This is a genomic window from Mesorhizobium sp. WSM4836, from assembly GCF_055811815.1.
Genome location: NZ_JBVVQF010000020.1, coordinates 1 through 18,846, shown reverse-complemented (window position 1 = coordinate 18,846; position 18,846 = coordinate 1). Strand labels below are relative to the sequence as shown.

At 62.0% G+C, this 18,846-nt stretch carries 23 protein-coding genes, 3 tRNA genes and 1 pseudogene; 12 read left to right on the top strand and 15 right to left on the bottom strand.

Annotated features, from left to right (window positions below; all coding sequences use genetic code 11):
- Positions 1–158: 158 nt before the first annotated feature.
- Complete coding sequence (locus tag AC0L2P_RS22080; protein WP_473503987.1) at positions 159–932, bottom strand: NAD kinase; 774 nt, start codon at positions 930–932, stop codon at positions 159–161.
- Between the two features lie 268 nt (positions 933–1,200).
- On the opposite strand from AC0L2P_RS22080, the gene AC0L2P_RS22075 reads away from it, so the two are divergent.
- Complete coding sequence (locus AC0L2P_RS22075; protein ID WP_473503985.1) at positions 1,201–1,365, top strand: hypothetical protein; 165 nt, start codon at positions 1,201–1,203, stop codon at positions 1,363–1,365.
- Between the two features lie 18 nt (positions 1,366–1,383).
- Here AC0L2P_RS22075 and AC0L2P_RS22070 read toward each other — a convergent pair whose 3' ends face one another.
- The 5 genes from AC0L2P_RS22070 to AC0L2P_RS22050 are packed head-to-tail and all read right to left on the bottom strand — an operon-like array spanning position 1,384 to position 5,952.
- Complete coding sequence (locus AC0L2P_RS22070; protein WP_473503983.1) at positions 1,384–2,142, bottom strand: MBL fold metallo-hydrolase; 759 nt, start codon at positions 2,140–2,142, stop codon at positions 1,384–1,386.
- A 2-nt stretch (positions 2,143–2,144) separates the two neighbouring features.
- The gene (locus AC0L2P_RS22065; RefSeq protein ID WP_473503981.1) at positions 2,145–3,209 is read right to left on the bottom strand and encodes an ABC transporter ATP-binding protein; all 1,065 of its coding nucleotides are present in this window, start codon (positions 3,207–3,209) and stop codon (positions 2,145–2,147) included.
- Positions 3,206–3,988 (bottom strand): ABC transporter permease, encoded by a 783-nt coding sequence (locus AC0L2P_RS22060; RefSeq protein WP_473503979.1) that lies wholly within the window; start codon positions 3,986–3,988, stop codon positions 3,206–3,208. Before AC0L2P_RS22060 ends, AC0L2P_RS22065 begins: the two co-directional genes overlap by 4 nt.
- A 1-nt stretch (position 3,989) precedes the next feature.
- Positions 3,990–4,832 carry an ABC transporter permease gene (locus AC0L2P_RS22055; RefSeq protein ID WP_473503977.1) on the bottom strand — a complete coding sequence of 281 codons (843 nt, stop codon included), beginning with the start codon at positions 4,830–4,832 and terminating at the stop codon, positions 3,990–3,992.
- A 13-nt stretch (positions 4,833–4,845) separates the two neighbouring features.
- Complete coding sequence (locus tag AC0L2P_RS22050) at positions 4,846–5,952, bottom strand: polyamine ABC transporter substrate-binding protein (RefSeq protein WP_473503975.1); 1,107 nt, start codon at positions 5,950–5,952, stop codon at positions 4,846–4,848.
- 91 nt (positions 5,953–6,043) lie between these two features.
- On the opposite strand from AC0L2P_RS22050, the gene AC0L2P_RS22045 reads away from it, so the two are divergent.
- A complete protein-coding gene (locus AC0L2P_RS22045) occupies positions 6,044–6,658 on the top strand; it encodes a TetR/AcrR family transcriptional regulator (RefSeq protein ID WP_473503973.1) in 615 nt (204 codons plus the stop codon).
- 55 nt (positions 6,659–6,713) lie between these two features.
- On the opposite strand, the gene AC0L2P_RS22040 is transcribed toward AC0L2P_RS22045, so the two are convergent.
- A complete protein-coding gene (locus tag AC0L2P_RS22040) occupies positions 6,714–6,914 on the bottom strand; it encodes a DUF2905 domain-containing protein (RefSeq protein WP_473503971.1) in 201 nt (66 codons plus the stop codon).
- 141 nt (positions 6,915–7,055) lie between these two features.
- Here AC0L2P_RS22040 and AC0L2P_RS22035 point away from each other — a divergent pair, with 141 nt between their 5' ends.
- The gene (locus AC0L2P_RS22035; protein WP_473503969.1) at positions 7,056–7,622 is read left to right on the top strand and encodes a DUF2569 family protein; all 567 of its coding nucleotides are present in this window, start codon (positions 7,056–7,058) and stop codon (positions 7,620–7,622) included.
- A gap of 64 nt (positions 7,623–7,686) precedes the next feature.
- On the opposite strand, the gene AC0L2P_RS22030 is transcribed toward AC0L2P_RS22035, so the two are convergent.
- The 4 genes from AC0L2P_RS22030 to AC0L2P_RS22015 all read right to left on the bottom strand — a co-directional run bounded on the left by AC0L2P_RS22030 (position 7,687) and on the right by AC0L2P_RS22015 (position 9,311).
- Entirely contained in the window at positions 7,687–7,953 is a 267-nt protein-coding gene (locus tag AC0L2P_RS22030) for a hypothetical protein (RefSeq protein WP_473503967.1), read from the bottom strand.
- Positions 7,954–7,958: 5 nt separating this feature from the next.
- On the bottom strand, positions 7,959–8,324 hold the full coding sequence (locus AC0L2P_RS22025) for a cupin domain-containing protein (RefSeq protein WP_473503965.1): 366 nt from the start codon (positions 8,322–8,324) through the stop codon (positions 7,959–7,961).
- 132 nt (positions 8,325–8,456) lie between these two features.
- Complete coding sequence (locus AC0L2P_RS22020) at positions 8,457–8,654, bottom strand: hypothetical protein (protein WP_473503963.1); 198 nt, start codon at positions 8,652–8,654, stop codon at positions 8,457–8,459.
- A 581-nt stretch (positions 8,655–9,235) separates the two neighbouring features.
- Positions 9,236–9,311, bottom strand: a tRNA-Thr gene (locus AC0L2P_RS22015).
- A gap of 158 nt (positions 9,312–9,469) precedes the next feature.
- Here AC0L2P_RS22015 and AC0L2P_RS22010 point away from each other — a divergent pair.
- The 3 genes from AC0L2P_RS22010 to AC0L2P_RS22000 all read left to right on the top strand — a co-directional run bounded on the left by AC0L2P_RS22010 (position 9,470) and on the right by AC0L2P_RS22000 (position 10,796).
- On the top strand, positions 9,470–9,637 hold the full coding sequence (locus tag AC0L2P_RS22010) for a hypothetical protein (RefSeq protein WP_473503961.1): 168 nt from the start codon (positions 9,470–9,472) through the stop codon (positions 9,635–9,637).
- Between the two features lie 185 nt (positions 9,638–9,822).
- Positions 9,823–10,116 (top strand): BA14K family protein, encoded by a 294-nt coding sequence (locus tag AC0L2P_RS22005; protein WP_473503960.1) that lies wholly within the window; start codon positions 9,823–9,825, stop codon positions 10,114–10,116.
- 323 nt (positions 10,117–10,439) lie between these two features.
- The gene (locus AC0L2P_RS22000; protein ID WP_473503959.1) at positions 10,440–10,796 is read left to right on the top strand and encodes a hypothetical protein; all 357 of its coding nucleotides are present in this window, start codon (positions 10,440–10,442) and stop codon (positions 10,794–10,796) included.
- Positions 10,797–10,836: 40 nt separating this feature from the next.
- On the opposite strand, the gene bhcR is transcribed toward AC0L2P_RS22000, so the two are convergent.
- On the bottom strand, positions 10,837–11,694 hold the full coding sequence (gene bhcR, locus AC0L2P_RS21995) for an HTH-type transcriptional regulator BhcR (protein ID WP_473503957.1): 858 nt from the start codon (positions 11,692–11,694) through the stop codon (positions 10,837–10,839).
- Between the two features lie 204 nt (positions 11,695–11,898).
- Here bhcR and gcl point away from each other — a divergent pair, with 204 nt between their 5' ends.
- The 3 genes from gcl to AC0L2P_RS21980 all read left to right on the top strand — a co-directional run bounded on the left by gcl (position 11,899) and on the right by AC0L2P_RS21980 (position 15,607).
- Positions 11,899–13,680 carry a glyoxylate carboligase gene (gcl, locus tag AC0L2P_RS21990; protein WP_473503955.1) on the top strand — a complete coding sequence of 594 codons (1,782 nt, stop codon included), beginning with the start codon at positions 11,899–11,901 and terminating at the stop codon, positions 13,678–13,680.
- Positions 13,681–13,703: 23 nt separating this feature from the next.
- Positions 13,704–14,495: a hydroxypyruvate isomerase gene (gene hyi, locus AC0L2P_RS21985; protein ID WP_473503954.1), complete on the top strand. Its 792-nt coding sequence runs from the start codon at positions 13,704–13,706 to the stop codon at positions 14,493–14,495.
- Positions 14,496–14,719: 224 nt separating this feature from the next.
- On the top strand, positions 14,720–15,607 hold the full coding sequence (locus AC0L2P_RS21980) for a 2-hydroxy-3-oxopropionate reductase (protein ID WP_473503952.1): 888 nt from the start codon (positions 14,720–14,722) through the stop codon (positions 15,605–15,607).
- Positions 15,608–15,702: 95 nt separating this feature from the next.
- Here the strand turns inward: AC0L2P_RS21980 and AC0L2P_RS21975 are convergent, their stop codons facing one another.
- Positions 15,703–16,551 carry a TrmH family RNA methyltransferase gene (locus AC0L2P_RS21975; protein WP_473503950.1) on the bottom strand — a complete coding sequence of 283 codons (849 nt, stop codon included), beginning with the start codon at positions 16,549–16,551 and terminating at the stop codon, positions 15,703–15,705.
- A 202-nt stretch (positions 16,552–16,753) separates the two neighbouring features.
- On the opposite strand from AC0L2P_RS21975, the gene AC0L2P_RS21970 reads away from it, so the two are divergent.
- Both AC0L2P_RS21970 and AC0L2P_RS21965 read left to right on the top strand, forming a co-directional pair.
- Positions 16,754–16,838, top strand: a tRNA-Tyr gene (locus AC0L2P_RS21970).
- Positions 16,839–16,905: 67 nt separating this feature from the next.
- A tRNA-Gly gene (locus AC0L2P_RS21965) sits at positions 16,906–16,979 on the top strand.
- Between the two features lie 140 nt (positions 16,980–17,119).
- Here the strand turns inward: AC0L2P_RS21965 and AC0L2P_RS21960 are convergent.
- Together AC0L2P_RS21960 and AC0L2P_RS21955 are read right to left on the bottom strand one after the other, a co-directional pair.
- The gene (locus AC0L2P_RS21960; protein WP_473503948.1) at positions 17,120–17,566 is read right to left on the bottom strand and encodes a GFA family protein; all 447 of its coding nucleotides are present in this window, start codon (positions 17,564–17,566) and stop codon (positions 17,120–17,122) included.
- A 44-nt stretch (positions 17,567–17,610) separates the two neighbouring features.
- Positions 17,611–18,498: a DMT family transporter gene (locus tag AC0L2P_RS21955; RefSeq protein ID WP_473503946.1), complete on the bottom strand. Its 888-nt coding sequence runs from the start codon at positions 18,496–18,498 to the stop codon at positions 17,611–17,613.
- A gap of 271 nt (positions 18,499–18,769) precedes the next feature.
- On the opposite strand from AC0L2P_RS21955, the pseudogene AC0L2P_RS21950 reads away from it, so the two are divergent.
- Positions 18,770–18,846 (top strand): annotated as a pseudogene (locus AC0L2P_RS21950) (GTP-binding protein); the annotation flags it as partial.

Here is an 18,846-nt window from a genome sequence, read left to right as displayed (position 1 = left end):
AACATAAGCAGTCGCGGCAAGCGCCGCGCGCCTGCAAGATTGGTATTGCAGGTAGGCGCAAGCCTACGATTTGTCAACACAAACGGGCGGCATTGGCGCGATTGTGAAGTCGTAAGCTTAATCGCGATGCTAATTTGCGCAGTGGCTACTGCGCCGGCTCAATACCTGAACTGTTCGGCGAGAATGCGCTCGTTCCACGAATGGTTGGGATCGAACAGCAGCGTCGCCGTTGCCGTTGGCGATTCCCTCACCGTGACCGTCGTCACCGCCTTGACCTCGGTGTGGTCGGCGGCGGCGTTCACCGGCCGCTTTTCCGGCTCCAGAATGTCTAAACGCACGACCGCGTTGTTGGAGAGCAGCGCGCCGCGCCAGCGGCGCGGACGAAACGGGCTGACCGGGGTCAGCGCCAGCAACGGAGCGTCGAGCGGCAGGATCGGCCCGTGCGCCGACAGATTATACGCGGTCGAGCCGGCCGGCGTCGCAATCATCACCCCATCGCAGTGCAATTCCTCCAGCCGCTCTTGCCCATCCACGGTGATGCGGATCTTGGCGGTCTGGTAGGACTGGCGCCAAAGCGCGACCTCGTTGATCGCGAGCGCCGAAATCGTCTCGCCCTCCGCTGTCACCGCCTGCATCTCAAGCGGACGGATCGTTTCGGCAACGGCCGCAGCAATGCGCCCTGTCAAACCGCTGGCGCGGTATTCGTTCATCAGGAAGCCGATGGTGCCGCGGTTCATGCCGTAGACCTTCTTTCCCGTGCTCATCGTCTCGCGCAGGGTCTGCAGCAGAAAGCCGTCGCCGCCGAGCGCCACGACGATCCCAGCCTCTTCGACGGATGCCTGGCCGTAACGTGCCGAGAGGCTTTCAAGCGCCGCATTGGCGTCGGCTGTACCGGATGAGACGAAGGCGAAACGGTTGGCGGTTTTGCTCATGGTTCTCAACGACAACCGATTGGCAGCGACCGATTGGCGGCGACCGGTTGCTGGGCCGCGCCGGCGCCGGGTTAGCATGGGTGGGCATTTCTGCAAAGGGAGGGAGGTGTCTTGCGATGGCGGCCAACCAAGGCGGACTCGCGCATCATGTCGCGGGACAAAATGATGTCATGGTTAAGGCCCGCCTTAAACCCTCGTAAAGCCGGATCGATCATGTTAGCCGGCAGTGAATGGGCGGCGTGGGGGCTAACCAGTCGAGGCCGATCCATTGCCGCTGGCACGTTTGATTATCGTCTTCCTGATGCTGGCAAGTTTTGCCCTGGCTTTCGCGGAACTGGTGCGCCAGTCGGAGGAAAAGAGTTTCAGACCCGAGCCCATCGCCTCACGCTGCGGCGACGCGGCGGGGACACCCTGTCCGCAAAGGGCGCTTTGACGCAATAACGCCTAGTCCTTATCGGGCGAGCAGGTGGCAGCCGGCCTGGCGCTTTTGCGCGAGATACTCGTCGATGAGTTGACCGTAACGCACTTTGCCGAAGCTCGGGAAGTGGCCGCCATGGACGACCGAGACATCGAGATCGCGCATGCGCACAAGCGTTTCGACATAGTCGTCGATATCGGAGTGATAGACGTCGTCGATCAGCGGTCCGTCATAGACGATGTCGCCGGAAAACAGGATGCCTGTTCTGTTTTCGTAGAGCGCAATGCCGCCGGGTGAATGGCCGGGCGTGTGGATCACCTCGAAGGCACGGTCGCCGAGATCGACGATATCGCCTTGCTCGAGCAGCCGGCCGGCCGGCGCCGGCAGGATCCGGTAGCGCTCCGTGTCCCAGCCTTGCGGCATGCCGTCGAACATCTCGTCGGTGGCATAGCGGTCGGCAACGGTCCATTCGTTGCGCGGATCGGCGAGGATCTCGGCCTCGGCCGGGTGCACGCAGCGGTCGGGAAATTCGTGATGGCAGCCGATATGGTCGAAATGCGTGTGGCTGGCCACGCAGGTGAGCTTGCGCTCCGTCACCAGCGGCACGTGGCGGCGCAGGCTGAAATGGCCGAGTCCGGTGTCGAACAGAAGATCGCGGTCGCGGCCGCGCACATGCCAGATGTTGCAGCGGAAGAACGGCTTGATCCACGGCTCGTGGATCAGCGTCACGCCATCGCCCATGCGGATGGTTTCGTACCAGTTAGGAGCGTCGATGGTTGGAGGCGTGCTCATGTTCAGTCCGCCAGCAAGATGATGTCGCCAGCATCGCACGATACGGCGACCACGTCGCCCGGCTGGACGGTCGATGCGGCGGGGACCTTGGCGACAAAGTGCAGCGCCGGGTCGGCGGTGGAGGTCCCCAGCACACGCTTGAAGCTGCCCTGGAAGACGACGTCGCTCACCTCGACCTTGCCAAGCGCCACGGCGCCGCCGGCCGCGCCGAGGACAAGATGCTCCGGCCGGACGGCCAGCGCAACGGTTGCGCCAGCCGGCAATGTGCCGGGCAGGGAGAGCGACACAAGCTTCGTGCTGACGTTGATCTTGCCGCTCTTCGCCTCCGTCACCGTTCCCGACAAAAGCGTGCTTTCGCCCATGAAAGTCGCGGAAAAGCGCGTCGCCGGCCGTGCATAGACGCGCTCGGGCGGGCCTTCGTCCTCGATGCGGCCGTCATTCATCACCACGCAATGATCGGCCAATGCCATCGCTTCTTCCTGGTCGTGGGTGACGTGGATGAAAGCGGTGCCGACGCGTTTCTGGATCGCCTTCAACTCGTCCTGCATCTGCCGGCGCAATTTCAGGTCGAGCGCGCCGAGCGGCTCGTCGAGCAACAGCACCGCCGGCTCGACTACCAGCGCGCGCGCCAGTGCGACGCGCTGCCGCTGACCGCCGGAAAGCTGGTGCGGCTTCTTGTCGAAGGCGGTGGCCAGCCCAACCAGCGTCAGCGCCTCGCGTGCCCTTGCAGCCCGTGTTGCGCCATCGACGCCCTGCATGCGCAGGCCGAAGCCGACATTGCTGCCGACGCTCATATGCGGGAACAGCGCATAGTCCTGGAAGACGGTCGTCGTCGGCCGCTTCGCCGGCGCCACGGTGGTACAGTCCTCGCCGCGGATCAGCACCTTGCCTTCGCTCGGCGTGACGAAGCCGCCGAGGATGGACAGGAGCGTCGTCTTGCCGGAGCCGGACGGCCCGAGCAGGATCGTGTAGCTGCCAGGCTCGATCGTCAGCGAGACGTTCTTCAGCACCGTGTTCTGGCCGAAGCGATGCGAGACAGAGCTTATATCGACCAGTGGCGCACTCAAGCCGGCTTCCTCCGCAACAGCATCAGCTCGAACAATACCACCAGCACGATGGAGACGGCGAACACCAGTGAGCCGACGGCGTTGGTCTTGGGATTGAGGCCGGAGCGCAGCAGGTTCCAGATTTCGACCGGCAGCGTCGTGTCGAAGCGCGTCAGCAGGAACGAGATGACGAATTCGTCCCAGGAGAAGGTCATCGACAGGAAAAAACCGGCGAAGATGGCCGGCGCCATGACAGGCACGGTGATCAAAAGCAGCACCTTCCATTCCGGCGCGCCGAGGTCGCGCGCCGCGCGCTCGATATTGATCTGGTGGTCGCCCATCTGGCTGTAGACGATGGCAAAGCAGAGCGGCAGGTTTATCACGACATGGCCGATGCCGGCGGCGGTGAGCGACTTCGGCACGCCGGCCCAATTGAACAGCACCAGCAGCCCCATGCCGATGATGAGATAGCTAACGGTCAAGGGCAAGGTGATCAGCCCGCGCATCAGGCCCGAGCCCGGCAAGGCGAAGCGCGCAAAACCCCAGGCGGAGAGAAAGCCGAGCGTGACCGCGACAGCCGAGGAGACGACCGCCACCAGCAGCGAATTGACCAGCGCCGAAGTCAGCCGCGTGTCGGCGAGCACGGCCTCGTACCAGCGCAGCGACGGCCCGGTGAAGGGCGGGATCGGAAACGACGTTGTCTGCAGCGAAAACAGCACCAGAACGACGACCGGTAAGAAGATGAAGCCGTAGATGGCGATGGCGTAAAGGCCGGAGACGAGGCGGATGAGAGCGCGCATTTCAGGCCCGCTCGATCTTCAGCCAGCGGGCGCAGGCGAGATAGGCGATGGTGACCACCGCCATCAGGATGATCGACAGCGCCGAAGCGAGCGGAAAGTCGCCGCGCCGGCCGATCTGCATCATGACGAGTTGCGGCATCAACAGCTCGTTGTTGCCGCCGAGGATCTGCGGCGTGATGTAGTCGCCGATGCAGAGCACGAAGGTGAGGAACGCGCCGACCATTATGCCGGGCAGCGTCAGCGGCAGAACGACATGCAGGAAAGTCCGAACCGGCCCGGCGCCGAGATCGGCGGCGGCCTTGCGGTAGCTGGGACTGAGCTGCTTCAGATTGGCAAAGATCGTCAGCGTCAGCAGCATGACGAAGAAATGCACGAAGCCGGTGACGGTCGCCAGCCGCGTATTGGCGAGCTGCAGCGGTTCGCTGAACAGGCCGGAGCCTGTCAGTGCGCGGTTGACGACGCCGTTCTGCGCCAGCACCAGCAGCCACGAATAGGAGCGCACGACATAGGAGGTCCAGAACGGCAGCACGGCCAGCATCAGCGCCAGCCGCTGCCAGCGCTCCGGCACCTGCTCGGCCAGGATCCACGCGAAGGGATAGGCGAGCAGCACCGAAATCACAGTGACGATGGCGGTGACCTGCAGCGAGTTCACCAACGCCTGCCAGTAAGATGGATTGGCAAAGAACTGGCTGTAGTTGGACAGAGTGAAGCCGCCGCCTTCATGCGCCGTCAGGCTGGATACCGCCATGGAGACGAAGGGCAGCACGAAGAACAGCAGCGTCCAGCCGAGCCCCGGCGTGACCAGCGCCCAGGGCAGGGCACGCCCGCTGTTGACGACGTTCACGACCGGCAGCCGGTCATTGCGCCTGCAGCATTTCGGTCCAGACGTCCTGCATCTTCTTGTCGAGATCGGCGTTCGGCGCCGGATAGGACTGGGCGCGGGCGAGGAACTCCGGCTGCTCGTCGAAACGCAGGATCTTCTTCTGCTCGTCGCTCAACGCCGCCTTGCTGTTGGCCGGCATGCCCCAATAGCAGGATGAGGTGGCGAGCCGCGCCTGGCCTTCGGGGCTCATAATGTATTGGATGAATTTAAGCGCCAGCTCCTTGTTCTTGGAATCCTTGAACATTGCCAGCGACTGCGACCACAGCACGGCGCCTTCTTTCGGGATCGAGAAGTCCAGCGCCGGGTTTTCCTTGGCTAGCCCCGCCGTCACCCATTCGCCGCCGCCGACCAGTATGTCGACCTCGCCGGTTGCCAGCGCCGTCTGGCTGGCGGTCACTTCGCCGACCAGCTTGGCGTTGGCCTTCATTTTGAGCAGCTCCTCCTTGATGGCGGGAAGGTCGGCTTCGGTCAGTTCCGCCGTCTTCTTGCCGATCGCCAGTGCGGCCATGCCGATGACCGGCAAATAATAGTCGTAGATGGCGATCTTCCCCTTGTATTTGTCGCCGGTCAGCGCGGCCATCGACTGCATGTCGGCCGGGTCGACCTTGGTCTTGTTGTAGCCGATCGTGTTGTAGCCGAACTTTTCGGTGATGCCGTAGCGCTTGCCGTCGACCACGGTGGAACTATCCATCTTCACCAGCGGGAAGAGGTCGGACAGCGGCAGCTTGTCTTCCGGCAGCGGTTCGAACAGGCCCTTTTCGACACCTCGCGGCACGTCGATGCTGTCGATCACCATCACGTCCCAATCGCCGGGCTGTGATTGGTCGACGATCGCCAGGCCGGCGCCGGTGCCTTCGAACTCCTTGACATTGACCTTGATGCCGTTCGCCTCCTCGAACGGCTGCAGCAGCGCCGGATCGGCGTGATCGCACCAGATCAGCGCGTTGAGGTCCTGCGCCTGAGCGAGGCTGCCCGTCGCCAGGAGCAGTGCTGCCGCGGCACACGCGCCTTGGAGATGGCTCTTCAGAATGGAAAGCGGATTCCTGACGGTTGGATTGGGGGTCTGTGGATTGACGGACATCGAGTGTTCTCCCTTGCCTTTTTGGCTTGTGACAAAAAATTGAACCAATTCTAAAATTGAGTCAATTCTGTTTTTGTGCCAAACAGCCGATATGAGCGGATTGCGGGCAAGACAGAAGGCGGATCGGCACCGCCGCATCATCGAGGCGGCGGCGGCGCTTTTCCGCGATGCCGGTTATGAAGGCGCCAAGATCGAGACCATCGCCGCGCAGGCCGAAGTCTCGGTCGGCACGATCTACAACTACTACCAGAACAAGGGCGACATCCTTGGCGCCATCGTTTCGATGGAGGTCAACGAGGTGCTGAATGCCGGGCGCGGCGTCGTCACCAACCCGCCGGCCAATGTCGGCGACGCTCTCGATACGCTGCTCGGCATCTATATCGAGCACTCGCTGCATTATCTCAGCAAGGAGATGTGGCGGCAGGCGATGGCGATCTCGACGCAACTGCCGGACAGCCCGTTCGGCCAGGCCTATACCGCGCTCGACCGCGCACTGACCGAACAGATCCGCGCGCTGATCGCCCGCCTGCAGGCGCTCGGCCTGGTGCGCCGCGACATCGACGGGCCGGCGCTCGGCGAACTCATCTTCAACAACATGAACATGATGTTTATCGAGTTCGTGAAGCGCGAGGAGGCGAGGATTGCCGAACTACGCATGGCGATACGGAGGCAGAACCGGATATTGGTGGCGGCGATAGGGGTGTAAGAAGATCAAGGGCGAGAAGGGCCTGCAACACAAATCGCCGCAGCCGGAGCATCGCCTAACGGTTGATCAGCCATAGAATGGCCGAGAGCACGATGCTGACCAGTATCCCCGTGGTGATAGGGACATAAAGCCTGAAGTTCTCGCGCTCGATCACGATATCGCCGGGCAACCTGCCAAGGCCGGTCCGGGTCAACCAAGGCCACAGCAGGCCTATGGCAACTATGCTGAGACCAACGACGATCAGAGTTCGCGACATGGCATTATCCTGCCGGAAATAGCATCGTGCCAGAAATATAGTGTTGACGGGTCTTGCAAGCAGCGCTTCCTCTTGATGTTTGCCTCTTGAGTTGAGGTTTAAATCTGTTACAACCTAAAAGGGCATCAAGGGAGGGATTGGATGCAGATTTCCATCTGGCATTGGGCTATACTGCTGCTGCTGATCGGCGTGCCTGTTTTCTTTGCCGTTCGGTCAGCCGCAAAGCCATTACAGGATACTTCGGCTCTCGTAGGTTTCGGAGGCTGGTTTATGCTGCTGGCGATTGGACAGTGCTTGGCACCTTTCCGCACGCTGGCTGAGCTGTTCTCTTCGAGCGAGGGCTATCAACAGCTCATGACGCTCCCCAATGGCACCTTGGCGGTCTACGGCGAGGTTGCCCTCTTGCTGGCGTTTCTAGTGCTTCAGGTGATTGTGTTCGTTGCAATGCTTCGGCGGAGTTCCCGCTTCAAGCAGCTATTCCTGTATCAATGGTTTGCAATACCAATCGTGTTTATTCTGGACGGGATGTGGATCTCAGCGGTTATGAGCGCTCCTGTGAGCTTGGTGCTTGCAGGGGATGCGCTGGTAATGCCCGCAGTTTCTTTTGTCCTGACCGGGATTTGGGTCGCCTACGTCTACAAGTCGGTCAGGGTGAGAAACACGTTCGACAGGGCCGCGATATCCGGTCAGATCGCGAGTGCTTCATAGAACTTGCGGCGAGTCCTATGTATGGCTGCCGACAAAAATGCCGGGCGCCCAGTATCGACCCGGATCACCCGGCCACTAGGCCTGCTCGAGCGAGGATTTCAGGAGCCGGCGCGACATGCCCGTGCGGCTTGCAGTAGCCGGGGTCGATCGCTCGATAGCCGAGCAGATGGCCGAGTGGCGCCAGGATCCCCAGCGCCACTCGTTGAATCGCAGGTGGCGGGTGCGTGAAGACGATCACGTCGGCAAATTCCTTGGCGATGACCGCCGCCTGAAGCGGCGAAGGCCTGCCTTTCTTGTCCACCTTGCCGGCATTGGCCAGGCCGAAGAGCATGCCGATCAGCAGCTCGAAACGGTTCGGGTCGATATCGTCCGCACCTGGCGCCCGGTCGACTTCGACCAGAACATGCGCTTCTTCAGTTTTGCTGCTGTTCCACCAATCATGTGCGACGCCGCTTCGACCGTGGCGGATTGGCCGGGCCCCAGGGACAAAGTCTTCCCGGCGATGCAAGCATCGAGCCTGCCACCGAGGACGGTAAACCGTTCTGTCAGGTTCGGGTGGAAGTGCTCGCCCACCACTGCGGCTCCCGGCCGAGCGGTCAGATGGGCGATGCCAGGTCCCTGGCCGCGGTCTTCTGTGCCACGCAGGATGATAGCATATTCGCCGGTCACCTTGTTCTCGTAGACATCTCCACAGCGTGACATGGATCAGCTCGCAATTTCGGAGCACCGCTGCCGGTAAGCTTACGGTTAAACGGTTGGCGGTTCAACGACCGCTCGAACGGGCGATTGTGAAACTCCTGCGCCGGCTCCGTTGACACGGGCGCGACCGGCGCTCTACCGGACATGTTTAGGCGGCCGCGCTCGCGGAAACGGCACGACCGTGAGTGGCGCCTTGCGGAATTCCGCGATGGCTATTTCTTCAATCAGCGCGTCGAGGGCCTCGTTGACCTGTCGGCTCGTTTCATCCACGCCGCAGAGGCGGTTTTGTGCGCACTCCAAAAGCTCGCGCGCCGCGGCGAAATCACTTCGCATGACAACACCCTTTGGTTTTTGGCCCGCCGCATGGCCATTGTCGGCGCGCTTAATTGAGCGAATGCTAATATACACAGGAGCAATTTAATCGAATGCTGTTAAATGGCCCGGAGCCCGGAAAGAGGCCGAAATGATGGCCTGTAAGGGCAAGACATGAAACGGAACGTGCGGGCCTAATAGGTCCTTGGGCGGCTTAGATATGCTCTAGCGGCGGCAATCTGGCGCCGGTGCTCTCGGAAAAAGGCGGCGCCGAAGCAAATGGCGAAGGCCAGTACGGAAAGGCTTGTCGTTGCTCTTGATGCTGGATCAGGATCGGGACTTATCACGAAACGGAAGCCGAACGCGAAGGCGAGGACGACAACGCCACCAAACATGCCGCTGATGAAGGGGGCGGTCGTGCGTCTCTGCTCCAACGAAGACTCCTATGGCTTCCCCCGGGGGTTTTTCCGCTAGGGAACTATGGTTTCCGCCAGGGAATATATGCGTTGAAGCTGATGTGCCACCGATCCTGACGGCCCCGGCCTGTGGATATCGGGGATGAGCAGATATCAAGCGCTCCGGAGGTCTCAGGAAGCCCGTATTGGTGCCCCCGGACGGGATCGAACCGCCGACCTTCGGTTTACAAAACCGCTGCTCTACCAGCTGAGCTACAAGGGCACGGCGCTCCGGTTAGCATATTTGCTGCGCCAGTAAAGACAAAACTCCGTTTTTCGGTTCCCGGCGAACGCGCCGGTTCTGCCGCCGGGGCGTCCTGAAAACGGCCAATTCGCTCCCTATATTGATCGAAGGTGCAATCGCATCAGCGAGGCTGTCGCATGATCAGGCTTGTCATCATTCTCCCGCTCGTCGTCGTGGCATGGCTTCTCCTGGTGAAGCTCATCAAGGACCTGAAGCGCGCCAATATCGACTGGACCGGCGTTACCACCATCATCGGCTTCATCGCGCTCGCCTTCTGGCTTCGCCATATCACCGGCATGGGCTGAGGCCTGCCGATTGTTCCGGTGAACTATCGAACGGCGCGACCGTTCGTGGTCGCGCGGCTGACGGCACCGGACCGGGCGATTTCCCCCTTCGAGAAAAAATCCAAAGATCTTCGAACCTTTTTCCTTGTCGCGACGACTGACGGTCAAGAGGCGGTTGGATCGCCTCCCACAACAAGGAGATCGTCATGTTCAAGCGCACCATCGTTTCCGGCCTCGTCGCCACCACTGTCGCCGCCGCCATGCTGGTCGGCACGGTTCAGCCTTCGGCCGCCCATCACAAGCACCTCGGCATCGGCATCGCCGCAGGTGTCGGCGGCTTCCTGCTCGGCAGAGCGCTGGCCCAGCCGCGCACCGTCTATATCGAGGAAGACGGCGGCTCCTGGCACGTCCGGCGCTGCCTCGACCGCTACCAGAGCTACGACCCGTACTCGGACACCTATGTCGGCTACGACGGTTATCGCCATCGCTGCCATCTTTGAGAGCCACAATGCCGGCTTGAGAGGAGGTGACCGTTTCAGGCAACCGGAAGGAGGGGCGCCCCACTGCCCCTTTTTCTGTGTCAAGCGGCAGGGCCAAGATTGTTCCTCCGACCTCTTAGGACCTGGGTTCCTCTCCCCACTTTCGTGGGGCGAGGAACCCAAGCTGGAACGAGCCCGCGCTCCGTCAGCCTCCGTCCTGTCGAACATCGCCCACTTAAGGCGAGATCGGATGCCGCTTTAGCATTCGCCAACACTCTTGCCGGATGTACAGGGATTTCCCGACAGCCTAATCTACTGCCGAGCCGACAACAGGGACAGGGCGCTTGGGCGAGCACGATCCGAACGACGAGCCGATCGAGACGGATTTCCGCAACGGCACAATCACCACCGTCGGCATCCTGCTGGCGTTCTCGCTGGGCTTCATCACGCATTGGGCCGCCAACCCGATGCCTTGGGAAATCTATCACCTGGCCGCCGTCGTGCCGATTTTGATCGGCATTGCCCTGCAGATACGAGCGCTGCGGTTGCTGCTCGACACAACGTCTCTACAACGGCGCGTTTATGAACGCGCCAACCGTATCTTCATTGCCGGCCTCATCTTCACCGCCTGCGGAGTTGGGCTGGCGATGCTGCTTGATTTCTACGATCTATCAACAAAGAGCGCGGTACCTGGGGGCTAGCCCTGGCCATCCTGGCAGATGTCGCACCAATCGGCGCTGGTCAGCGCCGCAATGCGCTCGGTTCGCTACCAAGGCCGCGAGGGGTCGGGCAGCCGCCGATCATGCTGGTGATGTCGGCTGCGGCTTCATGCACCAGCGGCCCGATCTCGGCCAGCCGTTCCGGCGTGACCCGCACCGTCGGCCCGGAGACCGAAACGCCGCCGATCGGTTCGCCGAATTCATTGAAGATGGCGGCGGCAACACAGCGCATGCCCGGATGCCGCTCCTCGTCGTCGACCGACCAGCCGCGCAGCTTGATCGTCACCAGGTCGCGGGCGAGCGCCGAGATATCGGACAGCGTATTTTCGGTGAAGCGCTCCAGCCCGGCCCGGCGCAGTATGGTGGCGACGCGTTCCGGCTCGAGATGCGCCAGCACCGCTTTGCCGATGCCCGAGGCATGGAAGGAACTGCGCGTGCCCGGCCGGAAGAAGGCGCGGATCGCCTGGTGCGTCTCGACCTGGCTGACGAAGACGACGCAATCGTCCTCGGCGACGCCGAGATTGGCGGTCTCGCCGGTCTTCTCCATCAATTCCTGCATGACGATACGGGCGCGGTCGACCAGCTTGCGGCGACGCAGGAACGCCGCGCCCATGCGATAGGTCTCGATGCCGATCGACCACAGCTGGTCGGTGCCGTCGAACTCGACCATGCCATGGTTCTCCAGCGTCGTCAGCATGCGGTAGGCGGTGGATGCCGGCAAGCCGGAACTGACGGCGATCTCGCTCAGCGACAGGCCGCTGCCATCGGCGACGATTGCGAGGATGCGCAGTGCCCGGTCCAGCGACTGCACCGACGCGGCCTCGGCCGGCCCGTTGAAAGCGCGCGGCCGGCCGCGCTGGCGTTTTTCAGTGGTTTCCATCGCGCCATTTTTCGCTCTGTTCGCCCAAACACGCAATGAAAAAGTTTTTCACCGGTTTGCGAAGCGAATTCTTGAAAAAGGAAAAGGCCAGCTAAATCAATATACAAGAGCCGTTTTCTGGAAATGGAAAAATATTCTGAAAAAATTGTAAAATCATTGGTGCGCTGGCATCATCGGCTACTCAACAATTCCGAGGAGGCTGACATGGCCAAGTTGCGCGCAGTCGACGCAGCGGTTCTCGTTCTCGAAAAGGAAGGCATCTCCTGTGCCTTCGGCGTGCCAGGTGCTGCGATCAATCCGCTCTATTCGGCGCTGAAGGCGAGGGGCAGTATCCGCCACATCCTTGCACGTCACGTCGAGGCGGCCTCGCATATGGCCGAAGGGTTTACCCGCGCCAGATCGGGCAATATCGGTCTGTGCATCGGCACTTCGGGTCCTGCCGGTACCGACATGATCACCGGCCTCTATTCGGCCGCTGCCGATTCAATTCCGATCCTCTGCATCACCGGGCAGGCGCCGCGCGCACGTCTCAACAAGGAGGATTTTCAGGCCGTCGACATCGCCGCCATCGCCGCACCCGTCGCCAAATGGGCTGTTACCGTCATGGAACCCTATCTGGTGCCGATGGCGCTACAGAAAGCGTTCCATCTGATGCGCTCGTCGCGGCCGGGGCCGGTGCTGGTCGACTTGCCGGTCGATGTGCAACTGGCGGAGATCGAGTTCGACATCGATGCCTACGAGCCGCTGGTGCCGTTCAAACCGGCAATGTCGCGCGCTCAGGCGGAGAAGGCGCTGAAAATGCTCAACGCGGCCGACAAGCCTGTCATCGTCGCCGGCGGCGGCATCATCAATGCCGACGCGTCCGATCTGCTGATCGAATTCGCCGAGGTCACCGGCGTGCCTGTTATCCCGACACTGATGGGCTGGGGCGCGATCCCGGACGACCACCGCCTGATGGCCGGCATGTGCGGACTGCAGACCTCGCACCGCTACGGCAATGCGACGATGCTCGAGGCCGATTTCGTTTTCGGCATCGGCAACCGCTGGGCCAACCGCCACACCGGTTCGGTCGACGTTTACACCAAGGGCAAGAAATTCATCTACGTCGACATTGAGCCGACGCAGATCGGCCGCGTCTTCGCGCCGGACCTTGGCGTCGTCTCGGACGCCGGTGCGGCGCTTAAAATGCTGCTCGACGTAGCCACCGAATGGAGGACGGCCGGGAAATTGCGCGACTGGTCGGGCTGGGCCGGCGAATGCAAGCAGCGCAAGAAGACGATGAGGCGCAAGACCCATTTCGACCAGGTGCCGCTGAAGCCGCAGCGCGTCTATGAAGAGATGAACAAGGCGTTCGGCCGGGACACCACCTACGTCACCACGATCGGTCTGTCGCAGATCGCCGGTGCGCAGTTCCTGCATGTCTACAAGCCGCGCAACTGGATCAATTGCGGCCAGGCCGGGCCGCTCGGCTGGACATTGCCGGCAGCACTCGGCGTTCGCGCCGCCGATCCGGGCCGCACCATCGTGGCGCTGTCTGGCGACTATGATTTCCAGTTCATGATCGAGGAACTGGCAGTCGGCGCGCAGCACAGATTGCCCTACATCCATGTCGTCGTGAACAACGCCTATCTCGGCCTGATCCGCCAGGCGCAGCGCGGCTTTTCGATGGATTTCGAAGTCAGCCTGGCCTTCGAGAACGTCAATCGAATGGACGAGCCTGAGGCGGGCTACGGCGTCGACCACGTCGCCGTTGCCGAGGCGATGGGCTGCAAGGCGGTCCGGGTGCGCCGGCCGGAGGAATTCGCCGGTGCCTTCGAAGAGGCGCAGCGGCTGATGAACGAGCATCAGGTTCCGGTCGTGCTCGAATTCATCCTCGAGCGCGTCACCAATGTTTCGATGGGTACCGAAATCGACAAGATCACCGAATTCGAGGAGCTTGCCGAACATCACGAAGATGCCCCCACCGCGATCGTCATGCTCGACTAAGCTGTTTATGAGGAACTACTGCCATGCCACGGTTTTCAGCCAATCTTTCGATGCTCTTTGGCGAGCATGACTTCCTCAACCGCTTCGACGCCGCTGCCCGCGCCGGCTTCAAGGGCGTCGAGTATATCGGCCCCTATGACCATTCGCCGGATCTCGTCGCGGCCAGGTTGAAGAAGAACGGGTTGACGCAGGTCCTGTTCAACCTGCCTGCCGGTGACTGGGCCAAGGGCGAGCGCGGCATCGCCATCCTGCCGGACCGCATCCCGGAGTTCCGGCAAGGCATTGCCAAGGTCGTCACCTATGCCCACGCGCTGGGCTGTGAGCAGGTCAACTGCCTCGCCGGCATCGCGCCGCAAGGCGTCGATCGCTCGGTGCTGGAAGACGTGTTCGCCGAAAACCTGGCTTTCGCGGCGGAAAAGCTGAAGCAGGCCGGCATCAGGCTGCTGATCGAACCGATCAACACCCGCGACATTCCGGGCTTTTTCCTGAATTACTCCGACCAGGCCCTGGTGCTGATCGACCGCGTCGGCTCGAAGAACCTGTTCCTGCAATACGATATCTATCACATGCAGGTCATGGAGGGGGATCTCGCCCGTACCATTGAGGCAAACCTCAACCGCATCGCGCATATCCAACTTGCGGACAATCCCGGCCGTCATGAGCCGGGGACGGGCGAGATCAATTTTCCCTTTTTGTACAACTACATCGACCGCATCGGCTATTCCGGCTGGATCGGCGCGGAATACAAGCCGAAGGGCGGAACGGAAGCCGGGCTGGGGTGGTTTCGGGATGTGGCCGGGCAGGCGGCGGCGTAGACGCTGGTATCGCAAGTCGCGTTCCTTCGCGCCCCCCTCTGATCTGCCGGCCATCTCCCCCACGAGTGGGGAGATTGGCGGCTTCGGCGCCTCGCTTTTTCCTGCGACGTTGGAGGTTGGCGAAAGCCGAGACGACATCCGATCTCCCACTCGTGGGGGAGATGGCCGGCAGGCCAGAGGGGGGCGCGGAGGAACGCCGCCTTAACAAGAAACGGAGAGCCAAAATGGAAACCATCGGCTTCATCGGCCTCGGCATCATGGGCGCGCCGATGGCGGGGCATCTGCTTGATGCCGGCTATCAGGTCTTCGCCAGCGACCACCGCTCAAAACCTCCGGCCGATCTCGTCGACACGGGTCTGAAGATCGTCTCCGGCCACAGCGCCGTCGCGAAAACGGCCGACATTATCATCACCATGGTTCCCGACACGCCGCAGGTGGCCGATGTGCTGTTCGGCGAGAACGGCGTCGCGTCCGGCCTGACAGCAGGCAAGCTGGTCATCGACATGAGCTCGATCTCGCCGATCGAGACCAAGGAATTCGCTAGAAGGATCACCGATCTCGGCTGCGACTATCTCGATGCGCCGGTGTCGGGCGGCGAGGTCGGCGCCAAGGCGGCATCGCTGACCATCATGGTCGGCGGCGAGGAAACAGCCTTCGAACGTGCCAGGCCTATCTTCGAGAAGATGGGCAAGAACATCACTTTGGTCGGCCCCAACGGTGTCGGCCAGATCACCAAGGTCGCCAATCAGATCGTCGTCGCGCTGACCATCGAGGCCGTCGCCGAAGCGCTTGTCTTTGCTTCAAAAGCCGGCGCCGACCCGGCCAAGGTCAGGCAAGCGCTGATGGGCGGGCTCGCCGCCTCGCGCATTCTCGAAGTGCACGGCGAGCGCATGATCAAGCGCAGTTTCGCGCCCGGTTTCCGCATCGAACTGCACCAGAAGGATCTCAATCTGGCGCTGGAAGGCGCGAAAGCCCTCGGTGTCGCCCTGCCCAACACCTCCACGACGCAGCAGCTGTTCAACTCCTGCGCCGCCAACGGCGGGGCTAAGGAAGATCACTCGGCGCTCGTTCGAGCGCTGGAGCGGATGGCGGGACATGGAATAGGGGAGTAGGGCAGTAGGGCAGTAGGGCAGTAGGGCAGGCATTGTTCACGGCATCCGATAACTTGTTCGTCCCTACTCCCCTACTCCCCTACTCCCCTACTCCCCTAACCCAAAAACTTCCTCGCTGCATAGAGGCTCACAGCCGCCGCGTTCGACACATTGAGGGAGCGGATGGCGCCGGGCATGTCGAGGCGGGCGAGCGTCGTCACCGTCTCGCGTGTCTTCTGGCGCAGGCCTTTGCCTTCGGCGCCGAGCACCAGAGCGATCTTGTCGCCGGCAAAGCTGCTTTCGAGTTCCGCCGGGCCGTCCGAATCCAGCCCTATCGTCTGGAATCCGGCCTCGTGCAACTGGCCCAGCGCATCGGCGAGGTTCTTCACCTCGATCTGGTCGATATGCTCCAGCGCGCCGGAGGCCGATTTCGCCAGCACGCCTGATTCCTGCGGGCTGTGACGCGCCGTGGTGATCAGTGCGCCGGCGCCGAAGGCCACCGCCGAGCGCAGGATCGCGCCGACATTGTGCGGGTCGGTGATCTGGTCGAGCACCAGCACCAGCCTGGCATCGCCAAGCGCATCGAGCCGCTTCGGTTTGAGCGGCTCGGCCTCGATCAGCACACCCTGGTGCACGGCATCCGAGCCGGTGACCTTGTCGATGTCCCTGGGTTCGACCAGTTCCGCCTTGAACGGCAAAGCGCCGAGATCGGCGATTGCCAGCCGCTCGGCAGCGTTGCGCGTCACCAGCATTTTATTGATCTTGCGGCGCGGATTATCGAGTGCTGCCCGCACCGTGTGCAGCCCGTAGAGCCGCACCAGCCCGTCCGCCGGGTTCTCGCCGGGCGGCACCGGCTGGCGCGGCCTGAACGCCGGCGCGCCGCCGCTCTTCTCGTCGCGATGCGCGCGGCGCAGCTTGGCGTAGTGGGTGTCTTTCGGGGTCTTGGATTTGTTCTCGTTGCTCATGGCCGGCTTCTATAGCCGTGTCGTCCGGCCATGGATACAGCTGCGCAAGCTGCTTGTCAGGCGAGGTGCGAAATTCAGCGCTTTTTGCCGGGCTGTTGCGGTTGACAGTTTTGGGCGCTGCCGCCATAAGGCGCTTCGCGGAAGGGCTGCTTTGGCGGCCGCGACGCGTCGATGCCTCGTTGCATGGCTCCGGCGGCAGACTGGAGAGGTGCCCGAGTGGTTAAAGGGGACGGACTGTAAATCCGTTGGCTATGCCTACGTTGGTTCAAATCCAACCCTCTCCACCACTGCCGGCCCGGAAGCCCTGAAACGCAGAGCGAGCGTCGGAGCGGATCCGATGCTTGACTGAAAGGCGCGGGTATAGCTCAGTGGTAGAGCAGCAGCCTTCCAAGCTGAATATGCGGGTTCGATTCCCGCTACCCGCTCCAAGCATCACCCCCGGATCATTGGTAAAAATCGCTTTCTTGGAAACGCGCCGTGTCACGAAGCGTGTCACTGCCTCAGGTTGGCCGGCGTCTCTGCAACCTTGCGGTTGTTTCCGAGATCGCGGGGGCGGGGCGGCCGGTCATCAGCCCTCTGCGATCACATGCTCCTGATATTGCGGCAGATCGTCGGTGATCGTGAACCACTTCGCCTTGGAGCCGACGAAGATGTGCTGCGTCGGGCGGATGGTCGGTTCGTCGACGAGGGTTCCCATGGCGACATGCACGAAGGCGCCGTCGCGGACCACTGAATAGAGCAACGAGCCGCAAGTCTTGCAGTGCGCGTCATGGCCGGTTTCGTCGCCAAAGATCGTGAGATTGTCCTCGCCGCTTGCCAGGCTCAGCCTGTCGCGCTCGATGCCGGCGAATGGCTTGAAAGCTGAGCCGGTGGTGCGCCGGCAGTTCGAGCAGTGGCAGTTCGCGGCATAGACGAACGCGTCCGCCACCGCGTACTGAACGGCGCCGCACAGGCACTTTCCGGTGAGCGTGCGGTTGCTTGTATGCTGGTTGCTTTCGTTGTCCGGGCTTGCCATGCACTTCTCCGCTCAGTCGCTTGTCCCTGGGCCGTTCTTCCGCTCTAGGCGACGACGGTCAACCGGCGCTTGCGCTCGTCGAGCGAGACGATGGTCAACCCGCTGGCCACCACCAGCAGGATGCCGCAGATCGCCAGCGCATTCGGGAGCTGCCGGAATACCACCAGGCCTGAAATCACCGCCCAGACGGTAAAGCAATAGTAGAACGGCGCCACCACGCTGGTCGGCCCGACGCGATAGGCCATGAAAATGAAGAAATGGCCGAAGATCAGGAACAGTCCGGCGCCGCCCATCAGCAGCAGGTGTCGGGTTTCAGGCACCACCCACTGCTCGAAAACCAGATGCGCAACGCCGGCGCCGGCGAGCACCACAATCACTGCGGAAATGGCAACAACCATCCCCGGCACGTCGGCGGAGACCTTGCGTCCGGCCAGATCGCGCGCCGCGGACAGAGCGGCATTGCCTAGCGCCAGCAGGGCGTAGACCGAAATCCCCTGCATTGTCGGTTGTGCCACCATCACCGCGCCGACAAAGCCGAGCCCGATCAGCGCCAGGCGCACCCCGCCGATCCGTTCGCCGAACAGCATCGAGGAGCCGACCAGCATCAGCAAGGGCGTGATCTGGCCGAGCGCGGTCGAATCGGCGATCTGCATGTTGGCGAGCGCCACGACGTAGCAAAGGATCGCACCCAGTTCGAGCATGTTCCTGCGCAAAACCTTGGCGTCCAGGATCAGCGGGATCTGCTTGCCATAGCCCAGCATGAACAGCAGCGGAATGCCCCACAATGTTGCGGCAGCACCACGCAGGAACAGCACCTCATAGGGTGGCAGTCCCGCGGTTGCGAGCTTCATCATCGTATCGTTGACGATGTAGGACCCGGTCGAAATGACCATGAACAGCGGGCCTCGTATGGCAGTCGGGACGAGATGCATCGGCCCACGAAATCAGACCGGCGCCAGAGCGGCAATGGGCCAGATCCGGCTGTAAATCCGTCAAAGCCGTCAACCGCTGCCGTAGCCATTTCATTTGCCCTTGTTCGTTCCTATATCCGCGCCACATTCTCCGAAACCGGATCACGCGTTCGGGCGGGCGGGCGCGCTCGGCGACAAGGCACTTGTGTTTTTCGGCCTTAGTCGCTAATCGCCCCGCATTCGACTGAACTGAAGGTCCAGGCCGTCCCCAGGCCGTCCAAGGAAAGAGACTATGGCAAAAGGTAAATTCGAGCGCACTAAGCCTCATGTGAACATTGGCACGATTGGTCACGTTGACCATGGCAAGAC

Bases quoted from the DNA above. Each gene is read 5' to 3' on its own strand.
- AC0L2P_RS22005 (WP_473503960.1), top strand. From the start codon at position 9,823: ATGTTCAAGCGCACCATCGTTTCCGGCCTCGTCGCCACCACTGTCGCC.
- AC0L2P_RS21980 (WP_473503952.1), top strand. From the start codon at position 14,720: ATGGAAACCATCGGCTTCATCGGCCTCGGCATCATGGGCGCGCCGATG.
- AC0L2P_RS21975 (WP_473503950.1), bottom strand. From the start codon at position 16,551: ATGAGCAACGAGAACAAATCCAAGACCCCGAAAGACACCCACTACGCC.
- AC0L2P_RS22060 (WP_473503979.1), bottom strand. From the start codon at position 3,988: ATGCGCGCTCTCATCCGCCTCGTCTCCGGCCTTTACGCCATCGCCATC.
- hyi (WP_473503954.1), top strand. From the start codon at position 13,704: ATGCCACGGTTTTCAGCCAATCTTTCGATGCTCTTTGGCGAGCATGAC.
- bhcR (WP_473503957.1), bottom strand. From the start codon at position 11,694: ATGGAAACCACTGAAAAACGCCAGCGCGGCCGGCCGCGCGCTTTCAAC.
- AC0L2P_RS22070 (WP_473503983.1), bottom strand. From the start codon at position 2,142: ATGAGCACGCCTCCAACCATCGACGCTCCTAACTGGTACGAAACCATC.
- AC0L2P_RS21960 (WP_473503948.1), bottom strand. From the start codon at position 17,566: ATGGCAAGCCCGGACAACGAAAGCAACCAGCATACAAGCAACCGCACG.
- gcl (WP_473503955.1), top strand. From the start codon at position 11,899: ATGGCCAAGTTGCGCGCAGTCGACGCAGCGGTTCTCGTTCTCGAAAAG.
- AC0L2P_RS22030 (WP_473503967.1), bottom strand. From the start codon at position 7,953: ATGCTCTTCGGCCTGGCCAATGCCGGCAAGGTGGACAAGAAAGGCAGG.
- AC0L2P_RS21955 (WP_473503946.1), bottom strand. From the start codon at position 18,498: ATGCATCTCGTCCCGACTGCCATACGAGGCCCGCTGTTCATGGTCATT.
- AC0L2P_RS22010 (WP_473503961.1), top strand. From the start codon at position 9,470: ATGATCAGGCTTGTCATCATTCTCCCGCTCGTCGTCGTGGCATGGCTT.
- AC0L2P_RS22035 (WP_473503969.1), top strand. From the start codon at position 7,056: ATGCAGATTTCCATCTGGCATTGGGCTATACTGCTGCTGCTGATCGGC.
- AC0L2P_RS22050 (WP_473503975.1), bottom strand. From the start codon at position 5,952: ATGTCCGTCAATCCACAGACCCCCAATCCAACCGTCAGGAATCCGCTT.
- AC0L2P_RS22040 (WP_473503971.1), bottom strand. From the start codon at position 6,914: ATGTCGCGAACTCTGATCGTCGTTGGTCTCAGCATAGTTGCCATAGGC.
- AC0L2P_RS22080 (WP_473503987.1), bottom strand. From the start codon at position 932: ATGAGCAAAACCGCCAACCGTTTCGCCTTCGTCTCATCCGGTACAGCC.
- AC0L2P_RS22025 (WP_473503965.1), bottom strand. From the start codon at position 8,324: ATGTCACGCTGTGGAGATGTCTACGAGAACAAGGTGACCGGCGAATAT.
- AC0L2P_RS22045 (WP_473503973.1), top strand. From the start codon at position 6,044: ATGAGCGGATTGCGGGCAAGACAGAAGGCGGATCGGCACCGCCGCATC.
- AC0L2P_RS22020 (WP_473503963.1), bottom strand. From the start codon at position 8,654: ATGCGAAGTGATTTCGCCGCGGCGCGCGAGCTTTTGGAGTGCGCACAA.